Source organism: Segatella copri (assembly GCF_009494835.1).
Classification (GTDB): domain Bacteria; phylum Bacteroidota; class Bacteroidia; order Bacteroidales; family Bacteroidaceae; genus Prevotella; species Prevotella copri_F.
The window spans coordinates 1-21,159 of record NZ_VZBE01000040.1 but is presented as its reverse complement, the minus strand read 5'-3'; the positions used below and the strand labels follow the sequence as shown (position 1 = coordinate 21,159).

Sequence of the window (21,159 nt, the reverse complement as noted above, 5' to 3'; positions counted from 1 at the left end):
TTACGTGTTATGATGAAGTTGTTTTTAAATCGTTTTCGTAGAGATCATGGCGCCATTGTTGGTCGCCTTAGTCAGGAAGTAGTTAATCGCCAGGGTATCGTTGTAGGCCATCAGTACATTTGTGATACGATGGAGCGCGAGGGTGGCTGTCTGGAGCCGGGTGAATATCACATCATGGTGGCTAAATGCAAATGCTTCGCCCGCCAGATGCTTTTCCTCGAACCGATAAGGGATGATTCTTCTTCATCTTCCTCTCTGCCTCTCCCCGAAACCTGCAAGCTTTGCCGCATGGAGCGCAAGAGTCATGAGTTCGGGTGTCTGGAAGAACTTTATGCCCTTCCTTGTCCCATGATGCAGCCGGGCAATGGTCCGTTCCGTCTGCGCCAGGGTGGCATCCTCATCGGCGAGGCTCATGCGCCCGGGTTCGTACTCAAGAGTCAGGAACGCTTCCTCCAGCTCTTCGACCGCGTGAAGAAGGCGATGGTCAGGGGCAGCGAGGTAGTGGTAGTGATAGAATAGAAAATGGGGGGTAAGGGAATCTTGGCAAGAAAAACTGCATTTTCTCGGCTTCCCAGAAGTTTCATTGCGTAAAAATCATCATGTTTTTACGTAATGAAACTTTTTTTTTACCGAAAACTCCCCTTGGTACAGAAAAAAAAGCTAACTTTGCAAACGTATGGCAATTTATATTGCTAGTATTTCCCTAGTTTATCATTTAATTATCACAAACTATCATGAAACATCGTTTAGCTTTTTTCTTCATTGCGTTATTGAGCTGTCTGTCTATCTCGGCTCAAAAGTTTGAACTGGATCCTCTTTGGGGAGATTCCATCGAGTGTATGGTAGCCTCGAAGCCCGATTCGCTTTGGAAGATAAGCGAGCCTATCCAAAGTGTGAAATTTCCGAAGGGGATGGAAATCGAGTCGTGCGGAAAGGCCAACGGATATTATGTGGCATTCAAGAAGGATGGCGCATCCTATATGGCGTATATGGGAGATCTGAAGTTCAGCGCCGACAATCCTGAGGGCACGGTCAATCCATTGAGCGAGGACACGGTGAAGAAACACTCCGCCCTGGGTCATTTCTATGCCACCTATACGCCTGCTGTGCTGGTACTTATATTGATGGGTATGATTCTGGCCACTTTCTTCGTGGCTCGCAAGAGTTCTCCGGCTGTTCCTTTGGCGCTGAAGGTTATACCGGTTTGCATGCTTCTCATATCCATCATAGAAGTGGTAGGCTACAAGGTTCTTGGTGGAGATATGTTTTGGTGGTGCGACAACGACCGTTATGGGTTCTTTGGCTCTTTATTCCGGGTAATCCCATTTGGCGCAGTAGTGGCTTTGCAGTTCTATACATTTAAGATGTTTGAGACCTTGGTCTTCGCTGATGTTCCTGCAGAGGAGAAGGGGAAGCTTAGTCTTAAGCCTGCTATGGTGAGTCTTGCCGCCTGCTTACCGGTGTTGATAGCCTATGCCATGATCGTGCAGTTATGGCTTGGATGGCAAGGGATGGTAAGCGACGCCATCATGTTCATCCTTTTCGTGGGTACTTTGGTTTCGGGTATCGCCATCTCTGTCAAGAAGAATGCCGAGGCGCTGGGCGCAGGCAAGGGCTTGATAGTCACCATCTTTTCCGTTATTTATCTCGTCGGACTTTTGATAGCAGCCTGGGGAGTTATCATCGTGCTTCTGAAGATTATCCTTCAGGTGCTGATGGTCATAGCCGGTATCATCGCCCTTTCTGTTTTGGCACAGCGTACCTATTATAAGGGTAGTGATGGACATATCTATGCCAAGAGTGGATTTGAAAACCTTCATCGGGTAGATTAGCAAGGAGGATTATTCATTATTAATCATAAAAAATAGAGTAGTTATGGGAATATTTAGTGGAAAAGGATTTGTAGGGTCTTGCTTTAGAGGGTGGGGCTCTAGTAACATGGCTGTTCAGGCAGTGGGGTGTATGATAGGCATGGTGGTCTTGGTATTTGTCGTCCTGTGGTATGTCGTCAAGTTCTGCTTGCGCATTTTCGACAAGCATCGGGAGAAAGAGGAGTCCAGCAGGTCTGTACAGAACATCACCATGGAAATGGGATACCTGAATTTCAATTTGGGCAATTACTCTGTGGTCTTGGAGCAAGTGAACGATGCTGAGGCTTTAGTCGCCCAGTTGAGTCGTATAAGTGGTTATAGCGAGGAACTAGCCAGGCGTCAGGTGTCGTCATGCCCAACCTGCCTTATGAAAGGACTTGACCAGGAAGGAGCTGATGACATGCAGGTGTTGTTGCAAGTGAATGATTGCTCCGTGGTATCCGTTAAGGATGTTGGTATTTAGTAGTCTTCGTAAAACTCGTGTCACCGTCATCGGTCGCTTGGGGCAAGATTGGTAACACCTTGAGATTCACCTTGAGTTCCATCTTGGATACCATAAGAAAAATGCAGCCTCTCTTTATATAATCGAGAGGCTGCATTTCTTTGTTTTTCCTATTTCTTGATTATCCACTGTCCACTATATCCGCTTCCAACGTATTGTATATGAGGAAGTTTGGCGATGCGTCGCCTGATGGTACTTAATCCTTTTTGGGATAATAAAGCTAGTTCTTTTGCTATAATCTTTGGATTCTTTTTTATCTGTTTTTCTATCCAATCATCTAATTCTCCGTCTTGGAGGACACCTTGAGTACCACCTTGAGACTCACCTTGAGTAACATCTTGGGTAACATCTTGAGTAACATCATCCCCTTCGATATAATTCATTCAATATCATGGTGCTGAACTTTTGCATGTGCTTCAAGAACGGACTGAAGGCCCAAAAGCTCCTAGCCCAGGGCGTGTGGGGCAAACTTGGGGAAGTTCTGTTTTTATTTCTCCTTCAGCTTACTTTGCTCAATCAAATAATCCAGTCGCAGGATTTCGGTATCCTTCTTTTCAAGTAAGGAGATAAACTCATCTTCGAGATTCATCTGGTATTGCATATCTGGGTCAGATGCCATTGAAAGAAGCATTTTAAGAATATACTCCATATCCGTATCTCCATCATAGGGTGTATAATCTACTTTCAAGAAGTGTTTGTCTTCCCTGCAAGTTCTTGCTTGGTCAAAAATGCTTAATACCTTCTTTTGACTCGAGTTTTGAGTCTTGCTGATTATTGGCAGTTGGATAATAATGTTGCCGGGGGCAGGGCATGCAACTGGAGTTTCGAAATCTCCTATACGGTGGGCTAGGAGAAAAACCGAAATCGTTGGGAGAGATTCATCTCCAATACCATCCGAGTTTTTCTCTTCTATATAGCGCTGCCATGCCAGATGCTGGCGAGGTTCCGAGACGTCCGTGTCAACCCAAGTTTTATACAGCCTTATGTTTGTAAGCTCGTTGCTGTTCTCGTTATTCTTTATGCTGGCAACAAATCCCATCTTAAATATCGAAATGCTATTGCTTTTGATATTGCGGAATCCATCTTGGCATATCTTGATGCTGATGACTTCTCTTTGCAAAATCGCAGACAAGAACGTCTTGGTGATGCGCTCTTCTTCCATGATGCGCTTGAACACAGCATCATATAATGGATTGGCTATATAAACTATCATATTATTTTCAATTATCTTTAATCTTTATAATCTACCTTGATCACGATAACGCGTATCGTCTGGTCGCTGGTGTCATTTGCCACCTTGGCGATGTGCCAGTCTCTAGGGAAGAAGATGAAGAACTCGCCGGGGGTACTGTCGAAGAAACGGGCCTTCCGGCGGTCGTAGTCGTAGTGGATTACGTCGGGACGATACTTGCAGTTGGGGGTGCTGGAGTAGTGGTCAATCACGCCAAAACGCTCTGTGCCCTTTACTACATACTGAAAATCGATGTGCTTGTTATGACTCTCGCTGCGGCGCTTTTCCAGCGGCTCGTTCTTGCTGTCCTCTACGCTTACCACGAGGTCGGAACCCGGAATCTTATGCTTTCCCTTCGGAATGCTCAGCAAATCGGTCTTTGCCAGATAGTCGAAAAGCGCCTGCCATTGCTGCGGATTCTTCTGATACTGCAGATAGAAATCTGCGAGGTTTACGCTGGAATGTGGCTTCGCCTTGTCGAAACCATTGCGCCAGATACCGCTCTCTGCCCAAGCTATAGCCTCTTTTATGAGTTCGGGCTTATCGCCGTAATACTGTGTGTAATAACCTCTCTTGCAGCCGCATTTCTGTGCTGAATTATGACAGCAGGTATGCGCACCGGCGACCATCGATGTACTGAATAAAAGGGCTATGCCACAGATAATCTTCTTCATTTTGATTTATTAAATTGTAGCGTTAGTTAAATTTGAGGGCAAAAGTACAAAGATTATTCGAGAAAACAAACGGAAAATGGAGATTTCTTCGTATCTTTGCACACATATTTTGTAAGATTATGAAAAAACTGTATATTCTTTTGTGTGGGGCAACGGCGGCCCTGCTGATGGCGGCATGCCAGGGAGGAAAGACGGCTGCTGCTGATGCGGAGGCTGGCGATACCCTGGAGATGAAGTACGCCAAGTTACTCACCATCGTGAAACATGGTGATGGGGAAGAGAGTTCCGATACTGCAGAAGGCATTGATTATCAGTATGCTGAGGCTATTATCGCCAACCCCTGGAAGGCGGGAACGATGCTGCATCGCTACATCCTGATTCCGAAGGGAAAGGAGGGGGATAAGACGGTGGCGATGCTTGCCAGAAGGCGCAGCACGGGGGCGAGATGCACTACCGATACCGTGCGCACACCGGTGGAGAGGAGTGCTGTTTTCATCGCTCCCCATTGCCAGCTGATGTACGAACTGGGCTGCCAGCAGGCCATCCGTGGTGTCTGCGATCTCGATTATATCAATATTCCGGATGTAAAGAAGAGGGCTGCTTCTGCCGGAAATGCTGCTGGAAAAACTTCTGCCGGAAATGTTTCTGCAGAGAATGCTGCTGCCCGAAATTCCATCGTGGATTGCGGTTCGAGTATGGCACCCGATATCGAGCGCATCATCGCCCTGAAACCCGAAGCCATCCTCCTTTCGCCCTTCGAAAACAGCGGAGGATATGGCAAGCTCGACAAGCTGCACGTGCCCATCATCGAGGCTGCCGACTATATGGAGTCTTCGCCATTGGGCAGGGCGGAATGGATGAAATTCTACGGCATGCTCTTTAAAAAAGACGGGAATACACCGAAGACCGCTCTTGCTGCATCTTGCGAACCAAAGGCAGATTCGCTCTTTGCGAAGATAGAAAAGGAATATCTGAAGCTGAAAGCTGAGGCTGCCGGGTATCCGAAGGGCCTCTCCATCCTGACCGAAAGAAAGACGGGCAACGTATGGTATGTTCCTGGAGGTCAGAGTACTATCGGTATTCTGCTGAAGGATGCCAACGCCCGTTATATCTTCGAGGACGATGAACACAGCGGAAGTCTGGCGATGAGTCCGGAGCAAATCTTGGCGAAGGGAAAACTGGTGGATGTATGGGCGTTCAAGTATTTCGGTGGTGCCCCTCTGTCGCAGGCTCAACTGCTTCAGGAATATGACGGCTACAAGGCTCTTGCTGCCTTCAGCCGGGGTAATATCTATCAGGTAGATACCTCTACGGTACCTTATTTCGAGCTTACGAGTTTCCATCCCGAACTGCTGCTCAGAGAGTTCATCATCCTGGCTCATGGCGAGCGGTTCGGCAAATTGAAATTCTATAAGAAATAGGGCTTTAATCCGAGATTTTACAAGAAATAGTTTTAGTGAATGAAAACCATCGTTTTTGGGGCAATCGCCATTATCATACTGTTTTTCGCCAACCTGGCATGGGGGAGTGTAAACATCCCATGGCAGGACGTGGGGGCGATTATTTCGGGCTCTCAGACTGACGAAACCTACCGCTATATTCTGTTGGAATCGCGACTGCCGGCGGCGATTGCCGCTTTGCTTTCGGGCGCAGCCCTCGCCACGTGCGGCTTGCTCCTCCAGACAGCCTTCCGCAACCCCCTGGCGGGTCCTGACGTGTTCGGTATCAGCAGCGGAGCCGGACTGGCGGTAGCCATCGTGATGCTTGCCTTTGGCGGCAATATTGCCCTGGATGATTTAGGGGTAGGTTTTCTGGGCGATACCGGCAACTATGCCATCGGCGGTTTCCTGGCTATCCTCATCGCTGCCTTCATAGGGGCTATGGTGGTGATGGGCATCATCACCTTCTTTTCTGCCATTGTGCGCAGCCATACGGTACTGCTCATCATCGGACTGATGGTGGGCTATCTTGCCAGCAGCGCCATCTCATTGCTCAATTTCTTCAGTACGGCAGAGGGCGTGAAATCGTATATGGTTTGGGGCATGGGCAGCTTTGGCAATGTTTCGAGCCAGCAGATGATGTTCTTCATTCCGTTAGCCCTCATTGCCCTGGCTGCGTCTCTGCTTCTTGTAAAACCGCTGAACGCCATGCTGTTAGGTGAACAGTATGCCGAGAATCTGGGCTTCAACATCAGGCGGCTGCGCATCGTTCTGCTCATCATCACCGGTCTTCTTACGGCTGTGGTTACCGCCTTCTGTGGTCCCATCGCCTTCATCGGCCTGGCAACACCGCATATCGCCCGCCTCATCATCGGCACGGAGAATCATCACCGTCTGTTGCCTGTCACGATGCTGATGGGTGCAGCCATTGCCCTTCTCTGCAATCTCTTCTGCACCCTTCCGTCGGACGGTGGCATCATCCCGCTGAATGCCGTCACCCCGCTGTTCGGTGCCCCCGTCATCATCTATGTTTTGGTGAAAAAGCGCATCTAATTGCATATAAAAAAGCGTTTCTAGTTCAAAGAGATGAACCAGAAACGCTTTCTTTGTTATACGATGTTTTACTTGCGGAAGTTCTGTTACTTATTCACGACATTAATCGGATTGCCCTCGAGGAATGCCTTGACGTTGGCGGCTACCTGCTTGTTCAGGCGCTCGCGAGCCTCGTAGGTGGCCCAGGCAATATGAGGGGTAAGGTAGGCATTAGGCTCGCCAAAGAGCGGATTCTCCTTTGATGGCGGCTCCTGAGCCATCACGTCGGCACAGTAGGCACCCAGACTGCCTTCGTGGAGGGCAGCAGCTACGGCCTCCTCATCTACCAGCGGACCGCGACCCGTATTTACCAGAATGGCGGTATCCTTCATCTTCTCCAGACTCTCCTTGTTGATGAAATGATAGGTGTCATCAGAAAGCGGACAATGGAGCGAGAGAATATCGCTCGTGGCAAGCAAACCCTCCTTGCTAACCTTCTGGATCCACTCAGGCAGATTGCTCGAATTCTTGCTGGTGCAGGCACAGATGTTCATGCCAAACTGGCGGGCGATGTTGGCAACTTTCATGCCGATATTGCCCAGTCCCATGATACCCAGGGTCTTGCCGGCAAGTTCCATCAGTGGGGTATCCCAATAACAGAAATCCTTATTGTAAGCCCAGCGCTCGTTGCGGTTCTCCTGGGTATAATGCTCTACGCGGTTGGTTACGGCAAGGATGAGGGCAAAGGTCATCTGCGCCACGCTGTCGGTGCTGTAGGCTGGAATATTGGTTACGATGATGCCCTGTTTCCTGGCAGCCTCGATGTCTACCACGTTGAAACCGGTAGCCTGGATACCAATGTATTTCAGTTTAGGAAGCTGCGCCAGCGTCTCTGCATCTATCTGCACCTTGTTCAGAAGGATGATGTCGGCATCCTTGGCACGTTCCACTTTCTCTGCATCTGATGTGCGGGGATAAACTACCACCTCGCCCAGTTTCTCCAGAAGATGATAATCCAAATCTCCCGGGTTTGCGGCATAGCCGTCTAAAATAACAATCTTCATAAATTTTTCCCGTTTTCTGTTGTTATAAAATTCAAGACCCATCTGTCCTGACAAATCTGAGTCTGAGTTTATTTTAACGGGAAAAGCCTTCCCCTTGAGAAAGAGAAAGGCTTTTCCGTATGTATGGTTTATTCGTTCATCAAGTAGTTCTTGAATGATGCGAAATCCTTGGTCATCTGGATGCTCTTCTTCTCACCCTTCATGAATTCTGCAAGGCGTGCAGGAATCTCTATATCGCTGTCAAGGATGCTGTCTACCTTCTCCTTGAACTTGGCTGGATGAGCGGTCTCGAGGAACACGCCAACCTCACCTGGCTTCAACTGCTCCTTCAGGGCGCGATAGCCGCAAGCTCCGTGAGGGTCAAGCACATACTTGGTTTCATTGTAGCACTGCTTCATGGTTTCTGCAATCTGCTCGTCCTTGTATGTAGCACCACCGATATAGGCAGCGATGGCATCGTGATCGCCCTTGTAGAGGTCGTAGATGCGGGCAAAGTTTGATGGGTCGCCTACGTCCATGGCATTGGCGATGGTCTGCTTGCTAGGCTGTGGATTGTACTTGCCTGTCTGCAGATACTCGTAGAAGATATCGTTGGCGTTGTTGGCTGCGATGAAGCGGTGGATAGGCAATCCCATCTCATGACCGAAGAGTCCGGCTGTGATGTTGCCGAAGTTGCCGCTAGGCACGCAGATAACCAGCTTGTCGGCGAGACCCTTCTCCTTCATGCGGGCATAGGCATTGAAATAATAGAATGCCTGAGGCAGGAAGCGGGCTACGTTGATAGAGTTGGCTGAGGTGAGCTTCATGTGCTTGTTGAGCTCCTCGTCCATGAACGCAGACTTCACCAGTGCCTGGCAGTCGTCGAACACGCCATCTACCTCGAGGGCTGTGATGTTCTGACCGAGGGTAGTGAACTGGCTCTCCTGAATCTTGCTCACCTTGCCCTTAGGATAGAGCACGTAAACATGGATGCCGTCAACGCCGAGGAAACCGTTGGCAACAGCCGAACCGGTATCGCCCGATGTAGCTACGAGCACATTTACCTCTTCCTTGCCCTCCTGACGTACGAAGTACTGCAGGAGACGGGCCATGAAGCGCGCACCCACATCCTTGAAGGCGAGGGTAGGACCATGGAACAGCTCGAGAGAGTAGATGTTTGGCTCTACCTCAACTACAGGGCAGTCGAATGCCAGGGTATCGTATACAATCTTCTTCAATGACTCGGCATCAACATCCTCGCCAAAGAAGGCATCAGCTACCTTGTAGGCAATCTCCTGGAAGGAGAGTTTCTCGATGTTGTCGAAGAAATCCTGTGGCAACTTCTTGATGATTTCTGGCATATAGAGACCACGGTCTTCTGCCAGACCTTTAACTACCGCCTTGTGAAGGTCGGCGATGGGTGCTTTCTTATTTGTTGAATAATATTTCATTTTTTACTTTTAACTTTGAGATTTGAACATTGAACTTTATGATTAGCTTTGGGGGCTATCATGAAGCCGTTGATTTTAATTGATCGCCATGAAGGCATTCATGAATTCCTGCAGCTGCAGCATGCCGTAACCGCCACTCACGCAGCTTACCTCATCATACTTCTCTACGCTATCCGGCTCAATGCCAGGATAATAGATGATGAAAGGCACAGGCTCCTTGACGTGGGTACGGATCTCTACCGGAGTAGGATGGTCGGGGAGAACTGCGATGCATACTGGCTCGTCCCAGGTGCTTACCTCATCGAAGATAGGCTTGATGAGTCGCTGGTCGAGGTTCTCGATGGTCTTCAGCTTCAGCTCCAGATCGCCATCATGACCTGCCTCGTCGCTCGCCTCTACGTGAACATAAACGAAGTCGTCGCCATCCTTCAAAGCCTGGATAGCTGCGGCTGCCTTGCCCTCATAGTTGGTATTGGCAAGACCGGTAGCGCCCTCAACGATGATGTTGCGCAGACCGGCGTAATGGCCGATGCCTCGGATCAGGTCTACGGCAGAAATCACAGAACCCTTCTTAATCTGTGGATACATCTGGGAGAGGGTGAGCATGTGCGGACGGTAACCGCCGCCCCAAGGCCAGATAAGATTGGCCATTCGTTCGCCACGCTCCTTGCGCGCCACATTGAAAGGATGGTTCTCCAGGAGTTCCTGACTCTCGAGAATCAGCTGGTTCAGAAGGTCGGCTGTATCACGACGGCTGATGTGACCCTCTTCGCCTCCAATCTCCGGCAAGATAGGTTTCACCATCAGCTTATGCCATTCCTCGTTGGGATGATCATGAGGTGGGGCACAGTCGATATGCTTGTTTCCGTGCTTCACCACCAGAAGATGGCGATACTGGATGCCGGTAATAAACTTGACATCAGGATATTTCTTGCCGAGGGTATCGTTGAGATACTTGATGAGCACATCCGCATCTTCCGTTTCCAGGTTACCACCGTTGTGGGTGATAATCTTGCCGTCCTGCACATTGATGATGTTGCAGCGCAGGGCAAGGTCGGTAGGCTCCAGTTCATAGCCGATGCTGGCAGCCTCGAGCGGTCCGCGTCCTTCGTAAACCTCGTTCTGGTCATAGCCCATGATAGAGCTGTTGGCTACCTCAGAACCCGGATGGAATCCATCTGGCACGGTAACGAGTCTTCCTGTCTTGCCCTTCTTGGCAAGCATATCCATATAGGGTTTGTTGGCGTATTGCAGGAGTGTCTTTCCACCCAGTCTTTCTACCGGGTGGTCAGCCATTCCGTCGCCAAGAATGATAATATGTTTCATCTCTTCTTAATGTTAAGTGTTAAATGTTAGCGATACTCATGATGTTGGCGAATACACCGGCAGCAGTTACGCTGGCTCCGGCACCATAGCCCTGAATCATCATAGGGTATTCCTTATAGCGCTCGGTGGTGAGCAGCACGATGTTGTTGGAACCTTCCAGATTGTAGAACGGATGCTCAGGACCCACAGCCTGCAAACCTACGCTTGTCTTCCCGCCATCCAGGGTAGCAACGAAGCGCCAGCGTTTGTGCTCTACATCGAGCGCCTTGCGCTTAGCCTCGAAATCGGCATCGAGCTCAGGAAGTTTCTTCCAGAAGTTGTCGAGCGAACCCTTGAAGTATTTGTCTGGCACGAAGAGGTTTTTCTCTACATCTTCCTGCTCTACGCGGTAACCTGCCTCGCGGGAGAGAATCACCAGCTTGCGAATCACGTCCATACCGCTCAGGTCGATACGTGGATCTGGCTCGCTGTAACCCTTCTCCTTAGCCAGTCTCACGGTCTCAGAGAATGGAACGACGCTGGAGATGGCGTTGAAGATAAAGTTGAGCGTACCCGAGAGAACTGCCTCAATCTTAAGGATTTTATCTCCGGAATTGCGGAGGTCGTTGATGGTTCCGATGATAGGAAGACCGGCACCTACGTTGGTCTCGAAACGGAATACTACACCACGCTGGATGGCTGTCTTTTTCAGTTTCTCGTAGTTCTCATATTCGCTTGATGCAGCTATCTTGTTGGCTGCGATAATGCTTACGTTGTGCTCCAGCAGACTCTGGTAGAGAGCGGCCACATCCTTGCTGGCAGTACAGTCTACAAACACGCTGTTGAAGATGTTCATCGCCAGGATGGTATCGCGCAGAACCTCTGGAGTGCTTGGGTCTGATTTCTTCAGTTCCTCGCTGTAGTTCTCGAGATCAATACCATCGCGGTTGAAGATGGCGTTCTTGGAAGAAGCGATACCCACCACGTTGAGCTTCAGCTTGCTGCGCTCCATGAGGTCGGCATACTGGTTCTTGATCTGCTCGATGAGCTTTCCGCCCACGGTACCTACACCGCAGATGAAGAGGTTCAGCACCTTGTATTCTGAAAGGAAGAAACTGTCGTGGAGCACGTTGAGTGACTTTCTCAGATAATCGCTCTTCACTACGAACGAGATGTTGGTCTCTGAAGCACCCTGTGCACAGGCGATGACCGAAATACCGCTACGGCCAAGGGTTCCGAAGAGCTTACCGGCGATACCGGCAGCATGCTTCATGTTTTCACCCACGATGGCGATAGTAGCCAAGCCCTTCTCTGCGTGCATTGGGAACATGGCACCATCGGCAATCTCGTTGTGGAACTCATTGTTCAATACCTTTACAGCCTCTTCTACATCCTGCTCGCGCACACCGATAGAGGTAGAGTTCTCAGATGATGCCTGTGACACCATGAACACAGAGATGCCCTCGTTGGCAAGAGCGGTGAAGATACGGCGGTTTACACCAATCACACCGACCATGGAAAGACCGGTTACGGTGATGAGCGCTGTACCGTTGATGGAAGAGATACCCTTGATAGGCTTCTGGTCGCCATCTATCTTGTTCTTGATGATGGTGCCCGGAGCATCTGGGTTGAAGGTGTTCTTAACCTTGATAGGAATATTCTTGACACAAACCGGGTAGATGGTTGGAGGGTAGATGACCTTTGCACCAAAGTTGCAAAGCTCCATCGCCTCAACGTAACTCAGTTCGTTGATGGTATAAGCTGATTTGATGACACGTGGGTCGGCGGTCATGAAACCGTCTACATCAGTCCAGATTTCGAGCACTTCTGCATCGAGGGCAGCTGCTATGATGGCTGCTGTGTAGTCGCTACCGCCACGGCCAAGGTTGGTGGTGCGGTCTGTGTTCTTGTCACGACTGATAAAACCCGGAACGAGAGATATGCGTGGAATTTCTGCAAAGGCTTCTTTTACCAGTTTGTTGGTCAGCTCGCTGTCGAGTACATGCTTGCCTTTGCCGTTCTTGCGCTCAGTCTTGATGAAGTTGCGGGAGTCGAACCATTTGGCTCCACGAATCAATGTGGCAACAATCTTGGAACTGAGTCTTTCACCATAACTCACGATGGCATCCTGCGTTTTCTCGCTGAGGTCGTGGATGAGGTACACACCAAAATAGATGCTCTTCAACTGCTCGAAGAGTGCATCAACTGATTTGAAAAGATTTTCTCTGTCTGTTGTTTCGGTAATGATGGTATCAATCATCTTGTGGTGGCGATCAACCATGGCTTCGAATTCTACTTTCCACTGTTCATCACCCTGGAGGGCAAGCTGAGAGGTTTGCAAGAGTTTGTCCGTGATACCGCCAAGCGCGCTCACGACAACCACTACACTCTGTTTCTTTGCCTCGTTTTCAACGATACGTTTCAAGCTGAGGATGCTTTTTACGGAACCAACCGATGTTCCGCCGAATTTTAATACTTTCATATGTTCTTGAATTTTACGTTGGTAATGTAATGCCTCCCCCGAAACGACCGGGGCCGAAGCAGAACTTGTGGGCAAAAGTACGAATAATATATCAAACTGCCAAGGATTTTAACAAAAAAGTAGCATATTGTAGATAAAAAAGCTATTTTAGTAGATAATTACAGGCTCTTCCTCTCCCTTATACCTTATTATATATATAAAAAACGTTGAAATGTTTGGGCGTTTCGGATTATTTGCTTAATTTTGCCGATGTAATTCAAAGCATTAGCAATATGGTTACAGAAGTAAATAGTAAAAATCAACTCGTTGAACGCAATTTCAAACGAAATGAGATGCTGGCTGAGTATTTCTTTGGTCTTTCAAAGATGGTATGCAGCGGTATTGGAATTGGTGCATTGTCGCCACTGTTTACAGGTGAGGCAATGGGAGTAACTAACTATGTTTGCATGGGATGCGCAGTAATCGCTGCTGCATGTTTTGCTTATGCAGGCAATTATTTATTAAAAGTAGAATTAAAAAAGAAATAATTATGGAAATGTTGACAATACTTTTTGCAATAGCAGCAATCATTGGTGTCGGTTTGGTTATTTGGATGAAATATACTGAATCTGGTAAAAAATGGGTTGAGGGTGAGTATTAATACTTTTTGAATCAAGTAATGAAATATCTTTTATTCTCAGATATCCACGGCTGTTTGCCAGCCCTGGAAAAGGTCCTCGATTTCTTCGAGGCTGAACATTGTGACATGATGTGCATCATGGGGGATATCATCAATTATGGTCCCCGCAACCGCATTCCGGAAGGAATCGATCCTAAGGGTATCGTAGAAAGACTGAATGCGCTGGCAGATAAGATTATCGCTGTGCGTGGCAACTGCGATGCGGAAGTAGACCAGATGCTCCTCGATTTCCCTATCATGGAGACCTATGCCTTGCTGGTAGACGGAGGCAAGCGCTATCTTCTGACTCATGGACATGTATACAATAAGGAAAACATGCCGAAGGGTCCTTACGAGGCTATGATCTATGGCCACTCCCATCTCTGGGAACTCTCTCATAACGAGAAGGGGCAGGCCATCGTAAATACCGGCAGCATCACCTTCCCGAAGGGTGGCAATCCGCCAACCTTTGCAACATTGGAAGATGGTAAGTTCACCATGTATCAGCTGGATACGCTCGAAGTGCTGGCTACAATGGAAGCATGAAAAAGTGAAAGTGAAAAGTGAATTGTGAATGTAATGCGAAATCCGTAATATGGAATCGGTCACTTGTCACTCGTCACTTTTATAAAACTAATCATAAAGTTCAAAGTAAATGATTCAAGAATACCAGATAAGAATTCTGCCCGAACAGGCAGCCAGCGAGGAAGGCATCAAGCGTTATCTCGCCAAAGAAAAGGGATTGGATGTAAGAACGCTCAACCAGGTGAGGGTTTTGAAGAGAAGCATCGATGCCCGTCAGCGTACCATCTTCGTCAATCTGAAGGTGCGTGCTTATATCAACGAATTTCCGCAGGACGACCAATATGTCCATACCGAATATCCGGATGTGAGCAGCAGACCTCGTGTTATCGTTGTGGGTGAGGGACCTGGCGGCCTCTTCGCTTCCCTGCGCCTGATAGAACTGGGTTACCGTCCTATCGTGCTGGAGCGAGGCAAGGATGTGCGCGAACGCAAGAAGGACCTCTCTAACATTACCAAGATTCAGAAGGTAGATGGTGAGAGCAACTACTGTTTCGGTGAAGGTGGAGCCGGTGCTTATAGTGACGGCAAACTCTATACCCGAAGCAAGAAAAGGGGAAGTGTAGACAAGATTCTGAACGTATTCTGCCAGCATGGTGCCAATACCAATATCCTGGCAGATGCCCATCCGCATATCGGTACCGACAAGTTGCCACGCGTTATTGAAAACATGCGCAACACCATCATCAAGTGTGGCGGCGAAGTGCATTTCCAGACCAAGATGATTCGTCTGATCCTTGAGAGTGAAGGTAAGCTGACGGCTCCTGATGCTGCAGCTGGCGATAGGGTGATAGGTGTAGAAGCCGTGAATCTGGCTACGGGTGCTGAGGAAACTTATCGCGGACCGGTTATCCTGGCAACAGGTCATAGTGCCCGCGATGTATACCGTTATCTCGCTTCGGCAAAGATAGATATCGAGGCGAAAGGCATCGCCGTAGGTGTGCGTCTGGAACATCCTTCCCAGCTCATCGACCAGATTCAGTATCACAATAAGAGTGGTAGAGGAAAATATCTGCCTGCTGCCGAATATAGCTTCGTTACTCAGGTAGATGGCAGAGGTGTCTATAGCTTCTGTATGTGTCCGGGCGGTTTTGTGATTCCGGCTGCTACAGGACCGGAACAGCTCGTGGTGAACGGTATGAGTCCGAGCAACCGCGGTACTGCCTGGAGCAACTCGGGCATGGTGGTGGAAACTCATCCCGAGGATGTGGCGCAGTTTGTGAAGGAACATCAGTCTGTCATCGAACAGCAGGAAATGAAGGCGCAGGAGAATGCTTCACTCTTCACTCCTCACTCTTCACTCCAGATGATGTACTTTCAGGAAATCGTGGAAAAGCAATGCTGGCAGCAGGGCAACATGAAGCAGACTGCACCGGCACAGCGCATGGCTGACTTCGTGAACAATCGTTTGAGTTATGATTTGCCAAAGAGCAGCTATGCTCCAGGCTTGATTTCGAGTCCGTTGCATTTCTGGATGCCGTCTTTCGTGAGCAAGCGACTGCAGGAAGGCTTCAAGACCTTCGGCAAGAATGCCCATGGTTTCCTGACCAACGAGGCTACGCTGATAGCGATGGAGACGAGAACCTCATCGCCTGTCCGCATCGTCCGTGACCGCGAAACCCTGCAGCATGTCCGCATCCAGGGACTCTTCCCATGTGGCGAAGGTGCTGGTTATGCAGGCGGAATCGTATCGGCTGGTGTAGACGGAGAAAGATGTGCAGAGATGTGTGCTGAGTATTTGAAACAACAATAAACGAATGCCTGGAATGATGAAATACAGAAAAACGAGAAAGTTTAAGCTGGGCTTCTTGACTTTACTCCTGAGTGTGCTCTTCGTGGCGTGTGGCTCGGGAGCGTCAGATGCTGACAGGCAAATCAAGAGCAAGACTGATTTGAAGGGGGCTGTGATTGGTGTGCAGCTAGGTACCACTAGCGACGGACTGGCTACGGAGCTGGAAAAGGAAGGTGGCGGTACCAAGGTAGAACGGTACAACAAGGGAGCCGATGCCATCCAGGCACTCCTGCAGGGTAAGATAGACTGCATGGTGACCGATGAGGCGCCAGCCAAGGCATTCCAACGGGTAAACCCATCGCTCCGTATCCTGCCCGAAACCTTCGATGCGTCCTCTTTCGCCATCTGCGTGGCTAAGGATCATGCTGAGTTGCAGCAGTCCATCAATCATGCCATCCGTATCCTGAAAGAGAATGGCGTCATCGATTCCATCGTCAACCGCCATCTGGAACGGGGCATAGCCGTGGCTTATACGCCAAAGACTTCTGACGTGAAGAAGGTGGGACCGGAAGCGCTGCAGAAACTCGGCTTGAAGGCGAGTCTCCGTTTTGCCACCAACGCTACCTTCGAGCCTTTCGAATATTACCAGAATGGCAAAATTGTGGGTATCGACGTGGATGTGGCGAATGCCATCGGCGATGTGATGGGCGTGGATGTCGAGATTCTCGATATGGAGTTTGATGCCATCATCACCTCTGTACAGGCTGGTAAGGCGGATGCGGGTATTGCCGGCATCACGGTTACTCCTGAACGGAAGAAGAATATCGGATTTACAGATTCCTATGCCGATGTGCGACAGGTTATCATGGTGAATTCCAATGAAGTGAAAGCAGCCGGTAACCAGCCGGGAGTGATAGATAAGTTTAAATCCTGCTTCATAGATGACAACCGTTATCAGTATCTGTTGCAGGGGTTGGGCAATACGCTCATCATCACCTTCTTCGCCATCATCCTTTCCGTGATACTCGGAACGCTGATAGCTATTGTCAGAGCACGTCATGAACGTAAGGGCGACTGGAAGATTCCGAACATGCTCTGCCAGCTGTACCTCACCATCATGCGAGGCACGCCAACCATGGTGCAGTTGCTCATCATCTATTATGTGGTGTTTGCATCAGCAGATGTCAATAAGATACTGGTGGCTGTCATCGCCTTCGGCTTGAACTCGGCAGCTTATATTGCCGAGGTAATCCGCTCGGGCATCATGTCGGTGGATAATGGTCAGATGGAGGCGGGTAGAAGTCTTGGTCTTTCGTATGGCAAGACGATGCGTCTCATCATCCTTCCGCAAGCCTTCAAGAATGTGCTTCCGGCTATGGGTAACGAGCTTATCACTCTGCTCAAGGAAACCTCTATCAGCGGTTATATCGGACTGGTAGACTTGACCAAGGGTTCCGACATCATCCGAAGCATTACTTACGAAGCGATGATGCCGTTGGGCGTAGTAGCCTGCCTCTATCTCGTTCTTGTTCTCGGACTGAACGCAGGAGTGAGAAGGCTGGAGAAGAGACTGAGAAAGAGCGAAAGGAAATGAGGAATCCTGAAAGGGCAAAAGCTTTAAAACAATGGATAAAATGAACGAAATAATCAAGATAGAAGGACTTCGTAAACGCTTCGGCGACAACGAGGTGCTGAAAGGCATTACCACCTCGGTGAGGAAAGGTGAGGTGGTTGCCATCATCGGTCCGTCGGGTTGTGGCAAGAGTACCTTCCTGCGTTCCATCAACCTTCTGGAAGAACCTACCGAGGGTAAAATCTTTATCGATGATATGGATATCACATCAAGCGATGTTGATATCAACCGAATGCGCCAGAGGGTGGGTATGGTATTCCAACAGTTCAATCTCTTCCCTAATATGACCATACGCCGCAACATCATGCTGGCTCCGGTAGAATTGGGTAAGATGACAAGGGAAGAGGCTGATGAGAAGGCAACGGAACTCCTGACCCGTATCGGATTGCTGGATAAGGCCGACAGTTATCCCGACAGTCTGTCGGGCGGACAGAAACAGCGCGTAGCTATCGCCCGTGCCTTAGCGATGAATCCTGAGGTAATCCTCTTTGATGAGCCGACTTCGGCTCTCGATCCGGAAATGGTGGGAGAGGTGCTGCAGCTGATGAAAGATGTTGCTGCTGAGGGAATGACGATGGTGGTGGTTACCCACGAGATGGGATTTGCAAGAGAAGTGGCCAACCGTGTTCTCTTCTTCAGCGACGGCTATATCACGGAAGACGGAACTCCTGAGCAAATATTCAACCATCCAAAATCGCCAAGACTACAGGAGTTTCTGGGAAAAGTTTTGTAATAGTTGATAGTTAATAGTTTATAGTTAACAGTTCTGTAATAGTTGATAGTTTACAGTTTATAGTTAACAGTTACTTAATGACAATAAAAAAAGATGCATTACTGGTATATTCAGCAATGCATCTTTTTTATTTGATGGTCTACAATCAGTAAAATGTTAACTGTAAACTATTAACTATTAACAGTTTTCTTCTCAATAATCTCTTCAGCACGTTTCAGAGCCTTGCTGATGTGATCTGTGATATTATCCTTGCCAAGAATATTGTAGAAGCCAGCCTTTTCCAACTGGGCGTTTACCTTCTCGCAAACACCGGAGAGTACAACCTGAATGTCCTCCTTCTGGCTCATCTCGCAGAGGTTGGTGAGGTTGTGGATACCGGTTGAATCAACAAATGGAACCTTGCGCATACGGATGACGCGTACCAGTGGACGGTCACCGAAAGCTGCCATCACTTCCTCAAACTTGTTACCGGCTCCGAAGAAGAAAGGACCATTGATCTCGTATACCTCTACGCCCTTCGGAATCGTATAGTGCTCCAGGTTGGTAGAGAGGAAGTCAAACTCCTTGTTCAAGTCAATCTCATCATCGGTAATAGCTGTCACGTCGGTGGTTTCGCTCATTCGCTTCATGAAGAGCAGACAGGCGATAATCAGACCCACCTCAATGGCTACTGTCAAATCGAAGATGATGGTGAGGAAGAAGGTAATCAGAAGTACGGTTACATCGCTCTTCGGATTCTTCATCAATGCCAGGAAACTTCTCCATCCGCTCATTCCGTAAGATACAACTACCAATACACCGGCAAGACAAGCCATAGGTATGTACTGGGCAAGAGGCATCAGGAAGAGGAAGATGAGCAGCAGAACTATGGCGTGGATGATGCCTGCAATAGGAGTCTTACCGCCATTATTGATATTGGTCATTGTGCGGGCAATGGCACCTGTTGCAGGAATACCGCCAAAGAGGGGAGAGGCGATATTGGCCAAACCCTGAGCTACCAACTCGGTGTTACTGTCGTGATGATCGCTGATTACACCATCGGCAACAGTTGCTGAAAGCAAACTCTCAATGGCTCCCAGGATGGCGATGGTAATAGCTGGTGATACAAGACTCTTGATGGTCTCCCAATTCATGGCTGGTACCTGAGCTGCAGGTAGTTCGTTGCTGATAGAAAAGCGGTCACCGATGGTCTCGATACTCTCAACGCCGGCAAACTGCTTGAGCAGTAAGGCTACAACGGTCATCAGGATGATGGCAATAAGAGAGCCCGGAATCTTCTTGCTGAACTTAGGGGTGATGGCGATAACCACTACGCTTACTACTCCGATAAGGGCACACCAAGGATCTATGGTGTCAAAGCTTTGGAAGTAGACGCCCCATTTCTCCAGAAAATCAGAAGGATTTGAAGTCAACGTCAATCCAAAGAGATCCTTGATCTGGGTCGTGAAGATGGTTACGGCGATACCACTGGTAAATCCCACAACGATAGGGTAAGGGATGTACTTGATGATGGTTCCAAGACGGAGAAGTCCGAAGAGAACCAGGAACAGACCAGCCATCAGTGTCGCTATCGTCAAACCTTCCATGCCATATTTCTGGATAATGCCATAGATGATAACGATGAATGCTCCCGTAGGACCACCAATCTGCACTTTGCTTCCACCGAAGATGGAGATGATGAGACCTGCTACAATGGCGGTGATGATACCCTTTTCAGGGGTCACGCCAGAAGCGATACCGAATGCGATGGCCAGAGGCAGGGCTACGATACCAACGATGATACCTGCCATGAGGTCAGACATGAATGTTTTCTTGTTGTATGTCTTTAAACAGGAAAACAAACTCGACTTAATTGCTAATGCCTTCATTTGAAAGTTTTAAAATATATGTAATTTATCTTGTTATCCGTTAAAACGTGTGCAAAGGTACTATATTTTTTTTAATTGGCAAAATGTTTTTCTGAGTTTCTCCCTTTTCTTCGATAATATTCTTCTTCGTATAGTAATATTCTTCTTTGATAGATATATTCTCCGGATAATACTTTTCTAGTTGAATCCTGATTTCTTTTCGGTCTTGGAATATGAGTACAATATTATTAATGCGCTTGCGGGTGTGCGCCCGCACATGCAGGCAGGCGTGTGCATGTATAAAATAAAGTGTAGTGGTAAGAAAAACTCCAGAAAGTCTTTATAAGTGTTAAAAACGCACTAAAATCTCAACTTTTTTGCGAAAAGATTTGGTGGAATGGAAAATAGTTAGTACTTTTGCACTCGCTTTTGAGAAATACACTTTCTCTTAGCAACGAAAGAAAGAGTTCTTTGAAAGATTTTACATAAACAGACAAGTAGTACAAGAAGCGGTTAACTTCTTAGAAATAAGAAAGTTGACTGGGTAAAAGAAACGAACCGTCAAGCAATTGACAAGTCAGGTTTACTAAGCTTCAATAAACGAAAAGGATATTCGTCCTAAGTACAGACAACAAACACCGATTGCTTCAGCAATGAGGCAAGAAGTAAAAATGATATTTTACAATTTTTGGAGCAGCGAGAGAAATGAAAGCTTGCTTTTGTTTCCGAGTCGTGACAAAAATGTAGAGGATACTTTACAATGGAGAGTTTGATCCTGGCTCAGGATGAACGCTAGCTACAGGCTTAACACATGCAAGTCGAGGGGAAACGACATCGAAAGCTTGCTTTTGATGGGCGTCGACCGGCGCACGGGTGAGTAACGCGTATCCAACCTGCCCACCACTTGGGGATAACCTTGCGAAAGTAAGACTAATACCCAATGA

General features: G+C 48.3%; 18 protein-coding genes and 1 rRNA gene. 11 read left to right on the top strand and 8 right to left on the bottom strand.

Annotated elements, in window-relative coordinates; all coding sequences use genetic code 11:
• Positions 1-9: 9 nt before the first annotated feature.
• From F7D47_RS06100 to F7D47_RS06090, 3 genes are all read left to right on the top strand, one after another.
• Positions 10-519, top strand: a complete 510-nt coding sequence (locus tag F7D47_RS06100) for a hypothetical protein (RefSeq protein ID WP_153085126.1) — start codon at positions 10-12, stop codon at positions 517-519.
• 215 nt (positions 520-734) lie between these two features.
• The gene (locus F7D47_RS06095) at positions 735-1,832 is read left to right on the top strand and encodes a hypothetical protein (RefSeq protein WP_153085127.1); all 1,098 of its coding nucleotides are present in this window, start codon (positions 735-737) and stop codon (positions 1,830-1,832) included.
• A gap of 106 nt (positions 1,833-1,938) precedes the next feature.
• Positions 1,939-2,334 (top strand): hypothetical protein, encoded by a 396-nt coding sequence (locus F7D47_RS06090; protein ID WP_153085128.1) that lies wholly within the window; start codon positions 1,939-1,941, stop codon positions 2,332-2,334.
• Positions 2,335-2,483: 149 nt separating this feature from the next.
• Here the strand turns inward: F7D47_RS06090 and F7D47_RS06085 are convergent, their stop codons facing one another.
• From F7D47_RS06085 to F7D47_RS06075, 3 genes are all read right to left on the bottom strand, one after another.
• Positions 2,484-2,756 (bottom strand): hypothetical protein, encoded by a 273-nt coding sequence (locus F7D47_RS06085; RefSeq protein ID WP_153085129.1) that lies wholly within the window; start codon positions 2,754-2,756, stop codon positions 2,484-2,486.
• A gap of 104 nt (positions 2,757-2,860) precedes the next feature.
• Entirely contained in the window at positions 2,861-3,586 is a 726-nt protein-coding gene (locus F7D47_RS06080; RefSeq protein WP_153085130.1) for a hypothetical protein, read from the bottom strand.
• A gap of 17 nt (positions 3,587-3,603) precedes the next feature.
• Positions 3,604-4,233: a YhcH/YjgK/YiaL family protein gene (locus tag F7D47_RS06075; RefSeq protein ID WP_153085137.1), complete on the bottom strand. Its 630-nt coding sequence runs from the start codon at positions 4,231-4,233 to the stop codon at positions 3,604-3,606.
• A gap of 164 nt (positions 4,234-4,397) precedes the next feature.
• Here F7D47_RS06075 and F7D47_RS06070 point away from each other — a divergent pair, with 164 nt between their 5' ends.
• The gene (locus F7D47_RS06070; RefSeq protein WP_153085131.1) at positions 4,398-5,699 is read left to right on the top strand and encodes an ABC transporter substrate-binding protein; all 1,302 of its coding nucleotides are present in this window, start codon (positions 4,398-4,400) and stop codon (positions 5,697-5,699) included.
• A gap of 39 nt (positions 5,700-5,738) precedes the next feature.
• Positions 5,739-6,770, top strand: a complete 1,032-nt coding sequence (locus tag F7D47_RS06065; RefSeq protein WP_153085132.1) for an iron ABC transporter permease — start codon at positions 5,739-5,741, stop codon at positions 6,768-6,770.
• Positions 6,771-6,856: 86 nt separating this feature from the next.
• Here the strand turns inward: F7D47_RS06065 and F7D47_RS06060 are convergent, their stop codons facing one another.
• The 4 genes from F7D47_RS06060 to thrA form a co-directional block, all read right to left on the bottom strand.
• Positions 6,857-7,813 carry a D-2-hydroxyacid dehydrogenase gene (locus tag F7D47_RS06060; RefSeq protein WP_022120314.1) on the bottom strand — a complete coding sequence of 319 codons (957 nt, stop codon included), beginning with the start codon at positions 7,811-7,813 and terminating at the stop codon, positions 6,857-6,859.
• A gap of 128 nt (positions 7,814-7,941) precedes the next feature.
• The gene (gene thrC / locus F7D47_RS06055) at positions 7,942-9,243 is read right to left on the bottom strand and encodes a threonine synthase (RefSeq protein ID WP_006848737.1); all 1,302 of its coding nucleotides are present in this window, start codon (positions 9,241-9,243) and stop codon (positions 7,942-7,944) included.
• 75 nt (positions 9,244-9,318) lie between these two features.
• Positions 9,319-10,569 carry a cofactor-independent phosphoglycerate mutase gene (locus F7D47_RS06050; protein ID WP_153085133.1) on the bottom strand — a complete coding sequence of 417 codons (1,251 nt, stop codon included), beginning with the start codon at positions 10,567-10,569 and terminating at the stop codon, positions 9,319-9,321.
• A gap of 19 nt (positions 10,570-10,588) precedes the next feature.
• A complete protein-coding gene (thrA, locus tag F7D47_RS06045) occupies positions 10,589-13,030 on the bottom strand; it encodes a bifunctional aspartate kinase/homoserine dehydrogenase I (protein ID WP_153085134.1) in 2,442 nt (813 codons plus the stop codon).
• Between the two features lie 272 nt (positions 13,031-13,302).
• Between thrA and F7D47_RS06040 the strand changes: the two genes are divergently transcribed.
• The 5 genes from F7D47_RS06040 (at position 13,303) to F7D47_RS06020 (ending at position 18,368) form a co-directional block, all read left to right on the top strand.
• On the top strand, positions 13,303-13,557 hold the full coding sequence (locus F7D47_RS06040; RefSeq protein WP_006848733.1) for a hypothetical protein: 255 nt from the start codon (positions 13,303-13,305) through the stop codon (positions 13,555-13,557).
• Between the two features lie 131 nt (positions 13,558-13,688).
• Positions 13,689-14,234: a phosphodiesterase gene (yfcE, locus tag F7D47_RS06035; RefSeq protein ID WP_006848732.1), complete on the top strand. Its 546-nt coding sequence runs from the start codon at positions 13,689-13,691 to the stop codon at positions 14,232-14,234.
• 109 nt (positions 14,235-14,343) lie between these two features.
• A complete protein-coding gene (locus F7D47_RS06030; RefSeq protein ID WP_153085135.1) occupies positions 14,344-16,023 on the top strand; it encodes an NAD(P)/FAD-dependent oxidoreductase in 1,680 nt (559 codons plus the stop codon).
• Positions 16,024-16,036: 13 nt separating this feature from the next.
• The gene (locus tag F7D47_RS06025) at positions 16,037-17,596 is read left to right on the top strand and encodes an ABC transporter substrate-binding protein/permease (protein ID WP_228113459.1); all 1,560 of its coding nucleotides are present in this window, start codon (positions 16,037-16,039) and stop codon (positions 17,594-17,596) included.
• Positions 17,597-17,627: 31 nt separating this feature from the next.
• Positions 17,628-18,368, top strand: coding sequence for an amino acid ABC transporter ATP-binding protein (locus tag F7D47_RS06020; protein WP_118201491.1), 741 nt, complete (start codon positions 17,628-17,630; stop codon positions 18,366-18,368).
• A gap of 170 nt (positions 18,369-18,538) precedes the next feature.
• On the opposite strand, the gene F7D47_RS06015 is transcribed toward F7D47_RS06020, so the two are convergent.
• A complete protein-coding gene (locus F7D47_RS06015; protein ID WP_118192188.1) occupies positions 18,539-20,236 on the bottom strand; it encodes a SulP family inorganic anion transporter in 1,698 nt (565 codons plus the stop codon).
• 736 nt (positions 20,237-20,972) lie between these two features.
• Between F7D47_RS06015 and F7D47_RS06010 the strand changes: the two genes are divergently transcribed.
• Positions 20,973-21,159, top strand: a 16S ribosomal RNA gene (locus tag F7D47_RS06010); the annotation flags it as partial.